Origin of the sequence: Photorhabdus asymbiotica (assembly GCF_003634575.1) — a bacterium.
GTDB classification, from domain to species: domain Bacteria; phylum Pseudomonadota; class Gammaproteobacteria; order Enterobacterales; family Enterobacteriaceae; genus Photorhabdus; species Photorhabdus asymbiotica.
Window position 1 is genome coordinate 662242 of the sequence record NZ_RBLJ01000003.1, and the last position, 15037, is coordinate 677278.

Here is a 15037-nt window from a genome sequence, read left to right on the forward strand (position 1 = left end):
TTTTTCTGTCCACTGCAAACATATTATTCTCAGAATATGAATAACCAATTAGGAACTCATTATGGATCAAAACAATTTGCTGCACATACGGAAAAAAGTCAGCGACCTTGATTTAAAGTTACTGATTTTACTGGCAGAACGTCGCAAATTAGCTTCTGATATTGCACAGACTAAACTACAGTGTAATCGCCCTATCAGAGATAAGGATCGTGAACGGGAACTACTAGATGTTCTAATTACAAAAGGAAAAAATCACGGACTTGATGGTTTTTATATCACTCGCCTGTTTCAAACGATTATCGAAGATTCCGTACTTACGCAACAAGCATTATTGCAGCAACACCTTAATCAAACACCTTACGATACAGCCCGCATCGCATTCCTTGGGCCTCGTGGTTCCTATTCTCATATTGCCGCTCGCCAATATGCGGCACGTCATTTTGATCAATTAGTTGAATGCAGTTGCCACAAGTTCCAGGATATTTTCTCTTTGGTCGAAACAGGTCAAGCTGATTACGGCATATTACCGATTGAAAACACCAGCTCTGGCTCTATCAATGATGTTTATGACTTGTTGCAACACACCAGCCTATCAATTGTAGGAGAAATAAAAATTCCTATTAATCATTGCCTGCTGGTTGCAAACGATACGGAACTCTCGCAGATAAAAACCGTTTACAGTCATCCTCAGCCGTTCCAACAATGTAGCCAATATATTAATCAATTCCCGCATTGGAAAATTGAATATTGCGAAAGCACTGCCGCAGCTATGCAAAGGGTAGCTGAAGAGAACTCACCAAATATCGCAGCCTTAGGCAGTGAAGCTGGCGGTGCACTTTATCGATTACAAGTTCTAGCCCAAAATTTGGCAAACCATTCACACAATATTACTCGTTTCATCATCGTTGCTCGCCAGCCTATTGATGTTTCAGAGCATGTACCAGCCAAAACGACGTTTATTATGGCAACCGGGCAACAAGCTGGTGCATTAGTGGATGCACTTATGATTCTAAAAAAACATAATATTATTATGAGCAAACTGGAATCCCGCCCAATTAATGGAAATCCATGGGAAGAGATGTTTTACATTGATGTTCAAGCCAATCTGCGCTCAATCAACATGCAGCACGTCTTAAAAACATTAGCAGAAATTACTCACTCACTAAAGGTACTAGGTTGCTACCCGACAGAAAGTGTAGTACCAGTTAACCCTTCCTGATTAAAAAGAACCGGATATTAAAATATCCGGTTCAGATTATTGGTTTTTAATATTTTAGATTACCAATGAGAAAACTTTTACTGCCTTTAATCTTTTGGTTTAAGGTTCTTTATTTATTTCTTAAATCTCGATAACTCAGATTAAATAATCTGAGTTATCGCTTTTCCTGCCATCTGAAAACAAGGAATTAAAAAATTTCCACTTATTCACGTAGGGTTAAATACGTTTTATCTGAATGTGATAAAATCGATGTTAATAAAAATCGCTTTTCATCTATCACCTCGGTTTTAATATCGAAAAAAACAATCAGCATATCACGAAAAAGAAGGCAAAAACTTTAATCATTAAAGGTAAAATAGAAATGATTAAAGATTTTTTAAAGCAAGTAAAAAATTCGGTGTTATACTGACACGGGAAGAGAAAACATCAGGAAAGATAGATTTTAAACTTATTAACAAGGTGACAAAATGACAACATTAACCATAGAACAAGAATATAATATTGTATCAGCACATTTATCAAGAATAACCTCATTAAGAAAGTTTGCTCAAACAAAAGATGTTGAATGGTTAGAAGATGTTTACAAAACATTAGAGATAGTCGTTCAAGAAAGTAAAGAAACCTTCAGATTAATGAGTTTAGAAGCAGAGCAAAAAGAACAAAAACGTTTAGAAATATTAAAAATGATTGAAGAAATCGGCCTTAATATTAATACTATTAACACACCTATTACCCTCTCTGATTTTAAGCCTAAAAAATCAAATGCAAGAAAAGGAAAGACGAGAAAACCTAAGTATCAATTTAACGAAAATGGAGAAATTAAATACTGGTCAGGAAACGGAAAAAAACCATTAGGTTTACAAAAATTACTCAATGAAGGCCATTCATTAAATGAATTTCTAATTACAAAATAAAAAACCTCGGAATGAGAATAGCCTCTCAGACTTATTATCTGATTAATATTATTTACTTCTTTTTTGCTTGCATTTGCTTTTTGAGGCGATCGCAAGCGCCTTTTTATTAGTGATTAATTAAGCTATTCGTCAAACAAGTGTTAAAAAAACAGGTTTCCATTAATACCAAATTTTTAAAAGGTACAAAACACTTAAAAATGGCCCTGTATTAGTCTCAACTTAATCTGACATAACCATTTATACCTGTTATCTTTCAAGTTGCCTCTTTGTTGGCTGCACTCACTCACCCCGGTCACATAGTTATCTATGCTCCCGGGGATTCGCTCCCTTGCCGTCGCGATGCATCTTGAAATCTATTGGGTATAAAATCACGAATATAGAAAGATTAATGTTTTTATATAAAGACAGATTTAACCCAATTAATGCAATTTTTCAGCAAGAAAGTTAATTGTACTTAATTAAAATCCATCAACCATTAACAGAAAGTTGAAAAGAGATCAACACGTAAAAAAAATATTATCCTAACGGGCTAATATTCAGGTATTTTTTCACCATTACTTTACGAAGCAAATTATAAAAACAATGCAATGAAAAAGGGTAAAAATACTATCAAAACCTTATACCGATTAAATCCAGAAGTTAACACCATGACTTTTAATAACAGCGTAGAAACGGCCTATCATAAAACCATCAGTGAAAACACAAGAAATAAAAATCGCTTTTGTTAATGCTTAAAAAGCATATGATTAATGTTCATTGAGCGTAAAACACGACATATCATAATGGTTAAATTTAATAAGAATGGCATTAAACGAGGAGAAAACAACGGTTAAAATCTATATTATCTCAGCTCTAACAATCACCGGTTATTTATACAGGTATCTGTCAGATTAAATCCAGTTCAGATTTTTCTGCCTCTGATTCATTTACCATCTAAAAAACAAACGTTAAAGGGGATAAAAACACGATTAAACCTTATACCGATTAAATACAAAAGTTAACACCATGGCTTTTAATAACAGAGTGAAAACCGTCTATCATAAAACCATCAGTGAAAACATAAGAAATAAAAATCGCTTTTGTTAATGCTTAAAAAGCATATGATTAATATTCATTGAGAGTAAAACACGACATACCATAATGGTTAAAATTAATAAAAATGGCATTAAACGAGGAGAAAATAACGGTTAAAATCTATATTATCTCAGCTCTAACAATTACCGGTTATTTATACAGGTATCTGTCAGATTAAATCCAGTTCAGATTTTTCTCCCCCTGATTCATTTACCATCTAAAAAGCAGACGTTAAAGGGGATAAAAACACGATTAAAACCTTATACCGATTAAATCCAAAAGTTAACACCATGACTTTTAATAGCAACGTGAAAACCGTCTATCATAAAACCATCAGTGAAAACATAAGAAATAAAAATCGCTTTTGTTAATGCTTACATCCTCCGAAAAAAAGGTAAAAGAAAATATGAATAGATTTATCTATTTACCAGAAAATATATCTCCAAAAAGAAGCCATCTTTAATAACGCTTTCAACCAAGGGATAAACTTTTTTTAAATCAGTTAAATATATCGATGATAAAAATCGGCATAACAAAGTCCGAAAAAAAAATAATTTAACCCAATAATAATTCAGTTACTTTAAACATTATTATATTGCACATTTACTATGTAAAATTAAATACCTTAAATACGCCAGTTTAAACTCGCTTTACACGATTTCAATCCGTCCAATAGCATTGCTTTTCTACGGTTTAATTAAACTATTCCTCTATTTTATGTCTTTAATATGATCTAATCCGCAAAGCTTTTCACCCTCATTAATACAATTAAACTTGCCAACAGTTTGAACCGGGTACTGTTATACCCGTCATCTTTCAAGTTGCCTCTTTGTTGGCTGCACTCACTCACCCCGGTCACAGAGTTATCTATGCTCGGGGATTCGTTCACTTGCCGTCGCGCTGCAACTCGAAATCTATTGGGTATATATCCGGTTCTTTTTAATTATTGGCGGCTATCATTCGCTTGTTGAAGCAATACCCTGCTCTCTCTCATAAAATGAGGTGCATAATCACCAAACCATGCACTAACATCTTCAAAACTGCTGACAAAAGCCCGTTTGTCCCGACTTTCCAATATCTCTAACGCTTGTCCAAAACTTTGATGATAACGACGTATCAAATCAATATTCTCTGGTGATGACATAATAATATCAGCGTAAAGCTGAGGGTCCTGTGCAAATAACCGCCCGACCATAATGAGTTCTAACCGGTAAATTGGCGAGGATATTGATAATAATTGCTGTAAATCAGCGCCTTCCTGTGCAAGATGTTTCCCGTAAACAAAAGTTGTGAAATGGCGTAATGCTTGAATAAAGCTCATACTTTTATCATGCTGTTCAGGATTTATCTGGTATAAACAAGCCCCCCAAACCAACAGTTGTTCCAAAAACCACTGATAAGCTTCCCGCTGACGACCATCACAGTAAACAACAACTTGTTTTGCAAAACTACCGACATCCGGCCCAAACATAGGATGTAATCCCAATACCGGACCTTTATGCACATCAAGCATCGCCTGTAATGGCTGCTGTTTAACAGACGCCAAATCCACCAAAATGCAATGGTCAGGTAATGGCGGTAAACGGCGAATAACCTCTTCTGTCAAATGAATAGGTACACTGATAATCACCATACCCACTCCCGCCAGAATCTGCTCTGCGTCAGGCCAATCCTGTGGTTCCAAATTTCTGACTTCATAACCAGACAATGTTAACAAGCGACCAAACAGTTTCCCCATTTTGCCCAAACCACCAACAATGACTATCGGTCCCAATTGCGGACAAAGCGGTTTAAACCCTTTGTTATTTTCACTGGTGTAGGACTCGCGCATAATGCGGCGCAGAATATCTTCAATTAAATCCGGTGGAACACCAAACTCTTCAGCCTCCTGCCGACGTGCAGCAAGCATCGCCATTTCTCTGTCAGGTGCATAAATTGGCAGCCCATTCCGGCTTTTTACCTCACCAATCTCTGCAACCAATTCCAGACGCTTTGCCAACAAACCCAGCAAAGCTTTATCCACTTCATCAATCTGATCCCGCAATTGAGATAATTCAACGACCATATTTATTACCCTGCTTTTTTCATTGCCATAATTCTTTGCGGCAATTGTGAGCTGATTTGCTGATGCAATTTTCTCAAAATCGCTTCTGTAGTTTGCCAATTAATACAAGCGTCGGTTACTGATACACCATATTTCATTTCACTACGAGATTGTTCAGAAGATTGATTACCCTCATTAATATGGCTTTCCAACATAACACCGGTAATTGATTGATTACCGGAAACAATTTGCTCTGCTACAGAATCCAAAACTAAACTTTGGCGACGAAAATCTTTATTAGAGTTACCGTGGCTACAATCAATCATCAAGGATGGTAATAATCCAGACTGTATCATTTGCTGTTCACATTCCATTACATGTTCAGCGCTGTAATTAGGTGTCTTGCCACCACGCAATATGACATGTCCATTCGGGTTACCATGTGTTTGTAATAAACATACTTGCCCCGACTGGTTTATTCCCATAAAACGGTGTGGCATAGCAGCTGCGCGCATCGCATTAATAGCTGTACTCAAACTACCATCGGTTCCATTCTTAAAACCAATAGGCATAGATAGGCCAGAAGCCATTTCCCGATGTGTCTGAGATTCAGTCGTTCTTGCTCCAATTGCTGCCCAACTAAACAAATCTCCCAAATATTGTGGAATATTCGGATCTAAAGCTTCTGTTGCAAGAGGTAATCTCATTTTCACTAAACTAATTAGTAAACGACGAGCAATATGCAAACCAGCTTCAACATTAAATGAGCCATCCATAAATGGATCATTAATAAGACCTTTCCAACCCACTGTTGTACGAGGTTTTTCAAAATAGACACGCATCACTATATACAGATTATCACTTAATTCAGAAGAAAGTGCTGTCAAACGGTGGGCATAATCCAAAGCTGCATCCACGTCATGAATAGAGCAAGGACCACACACCACCAGTAAACGAGGATCGCGTCGCTGAATAATATCAGCAATTATCTTACGTGCATTTGCAATAGTATGCAGATCACTATCATTCAATGGATACTGTTGCTTTAATCTTTCGGGAGTTATGAGAATTTGCTCATCTTTGATGTGAACATTATTTAGCGCATCTTTTTGCATGATCATTTCAGTTACCTCCTCCAATTGACATTCTGTATTAATTTATTTTTATCTATCTGACCGATAACATATCACACGAAGTAAAGAATACAATCCAAATATGTAAATAAAACCAAAATAACGTAAATAATAGTTTACAAAAATGAGAGTTTAGCCTAAAAATAAATATACAACCAATATTTATTAACAAAATGAAATTATCTCATTAACAAATATATTAAAAATAATTATTATTTTTAAATAGAAATATGTTTTCCCAAAAGAAATTAATACCAAGACAAAGTGGTAATATTTTGTTGTTATTTCTATATATTTAAAATCATCAAGAGAAAATAAGATATTTATCCCTTTTCATTACCAAAAATAAATAATATGAATATTGCAATTAATGCTCAAAATAAAAAATCTAAATTTATTGATATAAAATTATACTAATAAAATATTAAATTTATACCCAATAGATTTCGAGTTGCAGCGCGGCGGCAAGTGAACGCATCCCCAGGAGCATAGATAACAAAGATAAAAATATCCCCGATGTTGGGTACTCCCGTATTTCCCTCGCATACCTTCCCCCAATAACAGGATTTGTCTGTCGCTCTTTTCACTGCGTCACTGACTTTTTGGAACCACACGGCTCATTAGCGGGATGGAGCGGCCATCACAGGCAAAGCTGGCACTAGCACGCAGTAACTGAAAGGCTTCACCGGGGTAACTGCTCCTGTCAATTAAAATGAACGAGCAAGCATAGAGTTATCTCATTTAATCTCAAATAAAATCAATAAGATAATAAAACTCCATGCCTGTCTCGTTTTATGGGGATACCTCAGGGGAGATCCGACCTTCTCATTAAAATATTCATTACAGAGCCTGCTGTAAGAAAGCAACCAGTTCCTGATTAACTTTATGTGGTTGCTCCAATGTGGAAATATGCCCTGCATCTTGGATAATAATATGATCACAGTGCAGTATTTCAGCCATCAAATAACCCTCCAGAGGCGGACGAGGCGTATCTTGTTCCCCCGTAATAACCAGCGAGGGGATATCTAGTTTTTCCAACAAATGTGTTCTATCTTCACGCCCAAATATTATTCTACCTAATGGAACAATACTATTACGCAATACTTCCGCAGGAATGGCTACCAGACGCTGAGTTAATTCATCAACCAAATGCTGAGCCGGTTGCTGGCTAAAGAAGGCTGGAACTATCTGTTGTTGCAAAATAGATTGAGGAATTGCACCAACCTGCTCTATCGCATCCAACATGGCAAAGTATTTTGTATGAGTCACCTCCGGCTCTAATCCGACAAAGGTATCCATCAAAACCAGTGCCTTAACTCTGTCCGGTGCCATAGCTACCAACTCAATTCCCCACATACCACCAGCAGATAAACCAATGATAGCGAATTCTTTAATGCCAAGTTGATCCATCAACGCCAGGTAATCCCGAGCTAAATCAGCTAACGTGCTATGTTGTTCTGGTAGCTCTCCCGAGTTTCCATGTCCCCAGAGATCAGGAGCAATCACCCGGTATTTTTTACTTAGGGCCTCGATCTGAGGCTCCCACATAGTAGAATCAAACAAATAGCTATGCCCCAGTAATAACGGGAAACCTTCACCCTCATCTCGGTAAGCCATCGTTTTGTTATGTATTTGAAAAGTTTTCAAAGCAAATCCTCTTATATACCCTTCATCCTTCAAGTTGCTGCTTTGTTGGCTGCTTTCACTCACCCCAGTCACAGAGTTATCTATGCTCCTGGGGATTCGTTCACTTGCCGTCGCGCTGCAACTCGAAATCTATTGGGTATAGTTAGTTAATCATGTTTAAAATTATTCTAAAATTCTCAAAATAATTGTCTTTAAGATTATTACGATCTAGTAATAATATATTGTCGAATGATTTATCGATGATCAAAAATCCCCCTTTATACAAGGCGGCATTGATTACACTCTCAGGAGTGTAATCAAAGATTCGCTAAAAACCCGCCCGCATTTAACCTGATTCTTCATTACAAGAATTAAAAATACAGGAGAGCCAAAACCAAATTGATGACCACTCCCGCAAAACGAGGTTTTAAGTTGAGAATAAAAAAAGAGGTCAGCAACCGCTGACCTCTTTAACAATAACTTTCGGATGTAACGAAAGCGTATTATTTGCTGCTCAGACGCTCTTTAATACGAGCAGCCTTACCAGAACGCTCACGCAGATAGTACAGTTTAGCTCTACGAACAGCACCACGACGTTTAACATTGATGCTGTCTACGACTGGGGAGTGAGTCTGGAATACACGCTCAACGCCTTCGCCGTTAGAAATCTTGCGAACAGTGAATGCAGAGTGCAAACCGCGGTTACGGATAGCAATAACCACGCCCTCGAATGCTTGCAGACGCTTCTTAGAACCTTCTACGACCCATACCTTAACTTCCACGGTGTCACCCGGACGGAACGAAGGTACGTCTTGCTTCATCTGCTCTTGTTCAAGCTGTTTAATAATGTTGCTCATAATAACTCTCTTACCCTAGGTAAACTGATATATCAAAGACATTCCCTTCAGGGATATGTCTGGATTAACTTATTGCCTTAGTCAGATATTCCTGTTGGAACTCTACTAGCAATATCCTCTGCTCGTCAGTCAGAGCTAGGTTTTCCAGAAGTTCAGGTCTTCTAAGCCAAGTCCGGCCAAGCGACTGTTTCATACGCCAGCGATTAATCTCAGCATGGTTACCCGACAGCAGAACCGACGGAACCGCCATACCATCTAATACCTCTGGGCGGGTATAGTGCGGACAATCCAGTAATCCATCAGCAAAAGAGTCTTCTTCTGCCGATGACTGATGCCCCAGAACTCCCGGAATAAACCGGGAAACGGAGTCAATCATAGCCATCGCAGGGATTTCACCGCCACTAAGCACGTAATCACCGATAGACCACTCTTCGTCAATCTCAGTTTGAATGACCCGCTCATCTATCCCTTCATAGCGACCACAAATCAGAATCAGTTTCTCATTTGTTGCCAGCTCACAAACTCCCTGTTGATTAAGTTTGCGTCCCTGAGGTGAAAGATAAATCACTTTCGCACCTTCGCCTGCCGCAGTTTTTGCTGTATGAATAGCTTCCCGTAAGGGCTGAACCATCATCAACATGCCTGGACCACCGCCATAAGGCCGGTCGTCAACGGTACGATGCCGGTCATAGGTAAAATCCCTCGGACTCCAGCACTCAATACTTAGCAGGCCATTTTTTACTGCCCGGCCAGTTACCCCATAATCGGTTATTGCGCGGAACATTTCAGGAAACAGGCTAATAACCCCAATCCACATTACAGTGTCCCACTCATTTCAACCGTTTATAACCGGAGTTTAAAAACCAGGATCCCAGTCTACTTCAATAGTTTTAGTAGCGAGATCGACTTTCTTGATAACCTGCCCATCAAGAAACGGGATTAACCGCTCCTTGATACCGAATGCATCTTTCAGGTTTGCTTTAACTACCATCACGTCATTAGAACCGGTTTCCATCATGTCACTGATAGTACCCAGGCTATAACCTGCTGTGTTCACTACCTGACACCCCATAAGGTCCTTCCAGTAGTAATCACCTGCATCCAGCTCCGGTAGTTGCTCTGAATCTACGATAATTTCACAATTAGTCAGTAAATTCGCAGCATCCCGATCATCAATACCTTTAATTTTGATGACCATATCTTGATTATGGTGTTTCCAGGCTTCCAATTCGATGTGCTGCCATCGACCTGCCCGTTGGATAAACCACGGTTGATACTCAAAAATGTTTTCGGCATGTTCGGTGGAAGAAAAAACTCTGAGCCAACCACGAATACCATAAGCCGAACCTAATTTTCCCAATACAATTGGTTTCACAGGAAGCTCAAAATTGGCTTGTTTGCTCATAGTTACCACCGCGACAGATTAAGCTGCTTTTTTTGCGTCTTTGATCAGTGTAGAAACACGATCAGACACTGTTGCACCCAGACCAATCCAATGTTCGATACGGTCCAGATCTAAACGCAGTACTTCTGCTTTCCCTGTTGCAATAGGGTTGAAGAAACCAACGCGCTCAATAAAGCGACCATCACGCGGACTGCGGCTATCGGTCACTACTACTTGGTAAAACGGACGCTTTTTAGCGCCGCCACGAGCTAAACGAATTGTTACCATAACATCCTCATTAGTTAACAAAACAACCAGACTTCATCGAGGAATGAAGTCCGGTTGTCAGATAAAAAGCCCGAAAAGTTTACTCACTTTGGCGCAAAAAGCAATCCAAAGTGAATATTCTTCGAGACTTTATCAATTAGCGGCCCATAAATCCGGGTGGCATCATGCCTTTCATGCCACGCATCATTTTCGCCAGACCACCTTTTTTCATTTTCTTCATCATGCGCTGCATTTCATCGAATTGTTTAAGCAGGCGGTTAACATCCTGAACCTGGGTACCGGAACCATTAGCAATACGGCGCTTACGGGAGCCTTTGATAATTTCTGGTTTTTCCCGCTCCTTACGCGTCATCGAATTTATAATAGCTTCCATTTTCACCAGCACTTTATCATCCATCTGGGATTTCACTGCATCTGGCACTTGAGACATCCCCGGCATTTTACTTAACATGCTGGCCATGCCGCCCATATTGCGCATCTGCTTAAGTTGGTCCAGAAAATCATTTAGATCGAAACCATCGCCTTTCTTCAGTTTGGAAGCCAGCTTTTCTGCCTGAGTACGATCAACTTTACTTTCAATCTCTTCAATCAGGGAAAGAACATCCCCCATTCCAAGAATACGAGATGCAATACGATCCGGGTGGAAAGGTTCCAGTGCATCAGTTTTTTCACCAACTCCCAAAAATTTGATCGGCTTACCGGTAATATGGCGAATAGACAACGCAGCACCGCCACGAGCATCACCATCGACTTTAGTCAATACAACACCTGTCAGAGGCAATGCTTCATTGAAAGCTTTTGCCGTATTAGCGGCGTCCTGCCCGGTCATAGCATCAACGACAAATAAGGTTTCTACCGGATTGATGATTTCATGAACTTGTTTGATTTCATCCATCATGGCTTCGTCAACATGCAGACGACCAGCGGTATCTACTAAAAGCACGTCATAGAATTTCAACTTAGCGTGCTGTACAGCTTTCATCACGATATCAACGGGTTTCTCCTGAGCATCAGAAGGGAAGAAATCGATGCCGACCGTTTGCGCCAATGTTTCAAGCTGTTTAATAGCGGCTGGACGATAAACATCCGCAGATACAACTAAAACTTTTTTCTTCTGTCTTCCTTTTAGAAAGTTACCCAGTTTAGCAACACTGGTTGTTTTACCCGCACCTTGCAAACCTGCCATTAATACAACAGCTGGAGTCTGAGTAGAGAGATTCAGTTCACTGTTAACTTCTCCCATCGCCTTGACCAGTTCATTCTGAACAATTTTGACAAATTCCTGACCAGGTGTAAGGCTCTTGTTAACTTCGTGGCCTACTGCACTCTCTTTAACGCACGAAATAAAGTCACGCACTACAGGCAATGCAACATCAGCCTCAAGTAAAGCCATGCGAACTTCGCGCAGTGTTTCTTTAATATTGTCTTCAGTCAGTCGCCCACGGCCACTGATATTGCGCAACGTGCGCGATAGTCTGTCGGTTAAATTATCAAACATTGTCTCTGCTCAATTTTTAAAAATGGGCTGCCTGTAAAGCGTATTCTGAAAATTATAACACGATGATAAAGGGATCTCTGCACGGAGATTTGCACGGATGAATTAACAACGGTTGGAGGCTATCCTTGCTAGCGCTATACTTAAGCTTGGTTCAACCTAAAACTATCGTTAAAACGACTAACGCTATGCCAGTATTCTTTATAATTGCTCTACTCGCTTATTTATTCAGCCTGGTACTGATTATTCCCGGCTTGCTGCAGAAACCGAATGGATACCGCAGACTGGCATTGATTTCTGCGATTGTAGCCTTAATTTGTCATGCTATTGCGCTTAAATACCAAATCTTTCGCGTCGGCAGTGGGCAAAACCTCACACTACTGAACTTAGGTTCTATTGTCAGTTTGCTCATCTGTATCATAATGACAATTGTCGCTTCCCATGGTCGTGCCTGGTTTCTGCTGCCCATAGTATATAGTTTTGCCATAATAAATCTGGCATTAGCTAGCCTTATGCCAGGTGAATTTATTACCCATTTAGAGGCTAGCCTTGAATTATCCATTCATATTGGGCTAGCGCTTCTTGGTTATGCGACTTTACTCATTGCCGCGCTGTATGCTTTACAGCTTGGGTGGCTAGATCATAAGCTGAAAAATAAGAAACTGACTTTTATTCAAAATATGCCACCATTGATGTTCATTGAACGCAAGATGTTCCATATCACTCAGGTTGGCGTAATATTACTGACTCTGACACTCTGCACTGGCATTCTTTATATGGATAATATTTTCAGTAAGGAAAATATCCATAAAGCAGTCTTGTCTATCATCGCCTGGTTTGTCTACATTGTTTTATTATGGGGTCATTACCATGATGGATGGCGCGGGAAACGAGTCATCTGGTTTAACCTAATTGGTGCATTTACCCTGACACTTGCCTATTTTGGTAGCCGATTTCTACAGGAAATCATGATTTATTAAAAATCATGATGGTCAATCAATAGTTAGAAGGAAACCTGCTTTGGAGCATGTCTCAACAAGCACATTAATTATTATTTTAATCATTATGCTTATTGTTTCTGCATACTTCTCCGCTTCAGAGACAGGTGTGATGACACTAAACCGCTACCGCTTACGTCATCTGGCAAAGCAAGGAAGCCGTCCTGCTCGCAGAGTTGAAGCATTACTTCGTCACCCTGACAGACTGATAAGCCTGATTCTTATCGGCAATAACCTGGTTAATATTCTAGCCTCAGCACTCGCTACTATCATTGGCATGCGTCTTTATGGCAATGCCGGAGTTGCTATCGCAACAGGTGTTCTAACCTTTGTCGTGTTGATATTTTCTGAAGTTATGCCAAAAACAATAGCAGCCCTCTACCCTGAAAGGATCGCTTTTCCGAGCAGTTTTCTGCTACAGCCATTACAGAAAATCATGATGCCGTTAGTTTGGCTACTGAATAAAACCACTTTGATGTTAATGCGTTGCCTTGGTATCAAACACCCTATTGGCTCTAGGGATGCAATCAGTAAAGATGAATTGCGTACTATTGTTAATGAATCAGATGCTAAGCTATCACGGCATAATCAGGATATGCTGATTTCAATTTTGGATCTGGAAAAAATAACGATTAGCGACATTATGGTTCCCCGTAATGAAATTGTTGGTATTGATATTAATGACGACTGGAAATCCATCATACGACAGTTAACTCACTCACCTCATGGTCGGATTGTGCTTTATCGTGATTCACTTGATGATGCTATTGGTATGCTCCGGGTGCGTGAAGCTTACCGACTAATGACAGAGAAAAAAGAGTTCACTAAAAGGAATTTGATTAAAGCAGCGGATAAAATCTACTATGTCCCGATCAGCGCACCACTTAATGTCCAATTGGTGAACTTTCAACGCAATAAGGAAAAAGCCGGACTGACCGTTGATGAATACGGTGATATTCAAGGGCTGGTAACTGTTGAGGATATCCTCGAAGAAATTGTTGGTGATTTTACAACATCAATGTCTCCTTCCCTGTCTGAAGAAGTTTTACCACAAAGTGATGGGACTGTTTTAGTTGACGGAACAACCAATATCCGCGAATTGAATAAAGTTTTTGACTGGGCCTTGCCTGTTGATGGACCACGAACTGTCAATGGTATGGTACTTGAAGAATTAGGAGAAATACCTTCTCTCAATGTACAAGTACAAATTGGTGGATATAATTTTGAAGTACTTTCAATGAACGATAACGTCATTAAACAAGTTCGAGTAACACCTGTTAGCCAACTTCCTGAACAAGAAGCACAAACAACATAACTGCTCCCCGCTCTATCGACGAGGTTTTCCACTTCATCAGCTGTGGTTTTTGCCAAATAACTGCTGAAAAGAACCCCATACCGTTGGAGGTACGTAACCCGCCTCCAACAGCATATTCCTCTAATATCTTATCTCAGGAATCCGAAATATCATCACTACCGAACTACACACGCAATTCTGTCAGTTTTTCTTCTGGCAATGCTAATTCATCATTCTTATTAACACGAACATCCGAATCAAGAATATGGCGCGCAATATCCTGAGCTTCTGTCAATGAATGCATGTGATAAGTACCGCACTGATAAACATTCAGCTCTGGAATCTGACTCTGATCTTTCACTTTTAAGACATCAGCCATAGCCGCTTTCCACGCATCTGCTACACGGATTTCTGCCGGGGCACCAATCAAGCTCATATAAAAACCTGTTCGACATCCCATTGGCGATATATCAATAATTTCAACCCCTTCACCATTGAGGTGATTGCGCATAAAACCAGCAAATAAATGTTCAAGTGTATGAATGCCCTTCTCAGGCATAACCTCTTCATTCGGTACACAGAAACGTAAGTCAAAAACTGTGATGGTATCACCATGAGGAGTATTCATGGTCTTAGCAACTCTTACAGCAGGTGCAGCCATACGAGTATGATCAACAGTGAAACTATCCAGTAAAGGCATTTCTTCATCTC

General features: G+C 39.5%; 14 protein-coding genes and 1 other annotated feature (1 of these 15 cut by a window edge). Of the genes, 4 read left to right on the forward strand and 10 right to left on the reverse strand.

Translation table 11 applies throughout. The features are described 5' to 3' along the window. Window positions 1-7: a sequence feature (Phe leader region), on the forward strand; it begins 115 nt to the left of the window's first position. Between the two features lie 54 nt (window positions 8-61). Both pheA and BDD30_RS15165 read left to right on the forward strand, forming a co-directional pair. Further along, on the forward strand, window positions 62-1219 hold the full coding sequence (gene pheA, locus BDD30_RS15160) for a bifunctional chorismate mutase/prephenate dehydratase (protein ID WP_015835316.1): 1158 nt from the start codon (window positions 62-64) through the stop codon (window positions 1217-1219). A 467-nt stretch (window positions 1220-1686) separates the two neighbouring features. Further along, complete coding sequence (locus BDD30_RS15165; protein WP_015835317.1) at window positions 1687-2133, forward strand: H-NS histone family protein; 447 nt, start codon at window positions 1687-1689, stop codon at window positions 2131-2133. 1807 nt (window positions 2134-3940) lie between these two features. Here the strand turns inward: BDD30_RS15165 and BDD30_RS24740 are convergent. The 9 genes from BDD30_RS24740 to ffh all read right to left on the reverse strand — a co-directional run bounded on the left by BDD30_RS24740 (window position 3941) and on the right by ffh (window position 12037). Beyond that, on the reverse strand, window positions 3941-4066 hold the full coding sequence (locus BDD30_RS24740; RefSeq protein ID WP_282958043.1) for a hypothetical protein: 126 nt from the start codon (window positions 4064-4066) through the stop codon (window positions 3941-3943). An 84-nt stretch (window positions 4067-4150) separates the two neighbouring features. Next, window positions 4151-5272, reverse strand: a complete 1122-nt coding sequence (gene tyrA / locus BDD30_RS15170) for a bifunctional chorismate mutase/prephenate dehydrogenase (protein ID WP_015835319.1) — start codon at window positions 5270-5272, stop codon at window positions 4151-4153. 5 nt (window positions 5273-5277) lie between these two features. Next, window positions 5278-6372, reverse strand: a complete 1095-nt coding sequence (locus BDD30_RS15175; RefSeq protein WP_015835320.1) for a 3-deoxy-7-phosphoheptulonate synthase — start codon at window positions 6370-6372, stop codon at window positions 5278-5280. A gap of 852 nt (window positions 6373-7224) precedes the next feature. Next, the gene (locus BDD30_RS15185; RefSeq protein WP_015835321.1) at window positions 7225-8031 is read right to left on the reverse strand and encodes an alpha/beta fold hydrolase; all 807 of its coding nucleotides are present in this window, start codon (window positions 8029-8031) and stop codon (window positions 7225-7227) included. A 482-nt stretch (window positions 8032-8513) separates the two neighbouring features. Beyond that, the gene (gene rplS / locus BDD30_RS15190) at window positions 8514-8867 is read right to left on the reverse strand and encodes a 50S ribosomal protein L19 (protein WP_015835322.1); all 354 of its coding nucleotides are present in this window, start codon (window positions 8865-8867) and stop codon (window positions 8514-8516) included. 64 nt (window positions 8868-8931) lie between these two features. Beyond that, window positions 8932-9684, reverse strand: a complete 753-nt coding sequence (gene trmD / locus BDD30_RS15195; protein ID WP_015835323.1) for a tRNA (guanosine(37)-N1)-methyltransferase TrmD — start codon at window positions 9682-9684, stop codon at window positions 8932-8934. A 39-nt stretch (window positions 9685-9723) separates the two neighbouring features. Then, window positions 9724-10272, reverse strand: a complete 549-nt coding sequence (gene rimM / locus BDD30_RS15200) for a ribosome maturation factor RimM (protein ID WP_041382265.1) — start codon at window positions 10270-10272, stop codon at window positions 9724-9726. A gap of 18 nt (window positions 10273-10290) precedes the next feature. Beyond that, window positions 10291-10539, reverse strand: a complete 249-nt coding sequence (rpsP, locus tag BDD30_RS15205) for a 30S ribosomal protein S16 (RefSeq protein ID WP_015835325.1) — start codon at window positions 10537-10539, stop codon at window positions 10291-10293. A gap of 136 nt (window positions 10540-10675) precedes the next feature. Beyond that, window positions 10676-12037: a signal recognition particle protein gene (gene ffh, locus BDD30_RS15210; protein ID WP_015835326.1), complete on the reverse strand. Its 1362-nt coding sequence runs from the start codon at window positions 12035-12037 to the stop codon at window positions 10676-10678. 185 nt (window positions 12038-12222) lie between these two features. Here ffh and BDD30_RS15215 point away from each other — a divergent pair, with 185 nt between their 5' ends. Together BDD30_RS15215 and BDD30_RS15220 are read left to right on the forward strand one after the other, a co-directional pair. Further along, entirely contained in the window at window positions 12223-13014 is a 792-nt protein-coding gene (locus BDD30_RS15215; RefSeq protein ID WP_015835327.1) for a cytochrome C assembly family protein, read from the forward strand. Window positions 13015-13054: 40 nt separating this feature from the next. Then, window positions 13055-14347 carry an HlyC/CorC family transporter gene (locus BDD30_RS15220; RefSeq protein WP_015835328.1) on the forward strand — a complete coding sequence of 431 codons (1293 nt, stop codon included), beginning with the start codon at window positions 13055-13057 and terminating at the stop codon, window positions 14345-14347. 163 nt (window positions 14348-14510) lie between these two features. On the opposite strand, the gene luxS is transcribed toward BDD30_RS15220, so the two are convergent. Beyond that, window positions 14511-15026: an S-ribosylhomocysteine lyase gene (gene luxS / locus BDD30_RS15225; RefSeq protein WP_015835329.1), complete on the reverse strand. Its 516-nt coding sequence runs from the start codon at window positions 15024-15026 to the stop codon at window positions 14511-14513. Between the last annotated feature and the right edge of the window lie 11 nt (window positions 15027-15037).

Excerpts from the sequence above, each read along its gene's own strand:
- pheA (WP_015835316.1), top strand. The coding sequence starts at position 62 with ATGGATCAAAACAATTTGCTGCACATACGGAAAAAAGTCAGCGACCTT.
- BDD30_RS15165 (WP_015835317.1), top strand. The coding sequence starts at position 1,687 with ATGACAACATTAACCATAGAACAAGAATATAATATTGTATCAGCACAT.
- tyrA (WP_015835319.1), bottom strand. The coding sequence starts at position 5,272 with ATGGTCGTTGAATTATCTCAATTGCGGGATCAGATTGATGAAGTGGAT.
- BDD30_RS15175 (WP_015835320.1), bottom strand. The coding sequence starts at position 6,372 with ATGATCATGCAAAAAGATGCGCTAAATAATGTTCACATCAAAGATGAG.
- rplS (WP_015835322.1), bottom strand. The coding sequence starts at position 8,867 with ATGAGCAACATTATTAAACAGCTTGAACAAGAGCAGATGAAGCAAGAC.
- trmD (WP_015835323.1), bottom strand. The coding sequence starts at position 9,684 with ATGTGGATTGGGGTTATTAGCCTGTTTCCTGAAATGTTCCGCGCAATA.
- rimM (WP_041382265.1), bottom strand. The coding sequence starts at position 10,272 with ATGAGCAAACAAGCCAATTTTGAGCTTCCTGTGAAACCAATTGTATTG.
- rpsP (WP_015835325.1), bottom strand. The coding sequence starts at position 10,539 with ATGGTAACAATTCGTTTAGCTCGTGGCGGCGCTAAAAAGCGTCCGTTT.
- ffh (WP_015835326.1), bottom strand. The coding sequence starts at position 12,037 with ATGTTTGATAATTTAACCGACAGACTATCGCGCACGTTGCGCAATATC.
- BDD30_RS15215 (WP_015835327.1), top strand. The coding sequence starts at position 12,223 with ATGCCAGTATTCTTTATAATTGCTCTACTCGCTTATTTATTCAGCCTG.
- luxS (WP_015835329.1), bottom strand. The coding sequence starts at position 15,026 with ATGCCTTTACTGGATAGTTTCACTGTTGATCATACTCGTATGGCTGCA.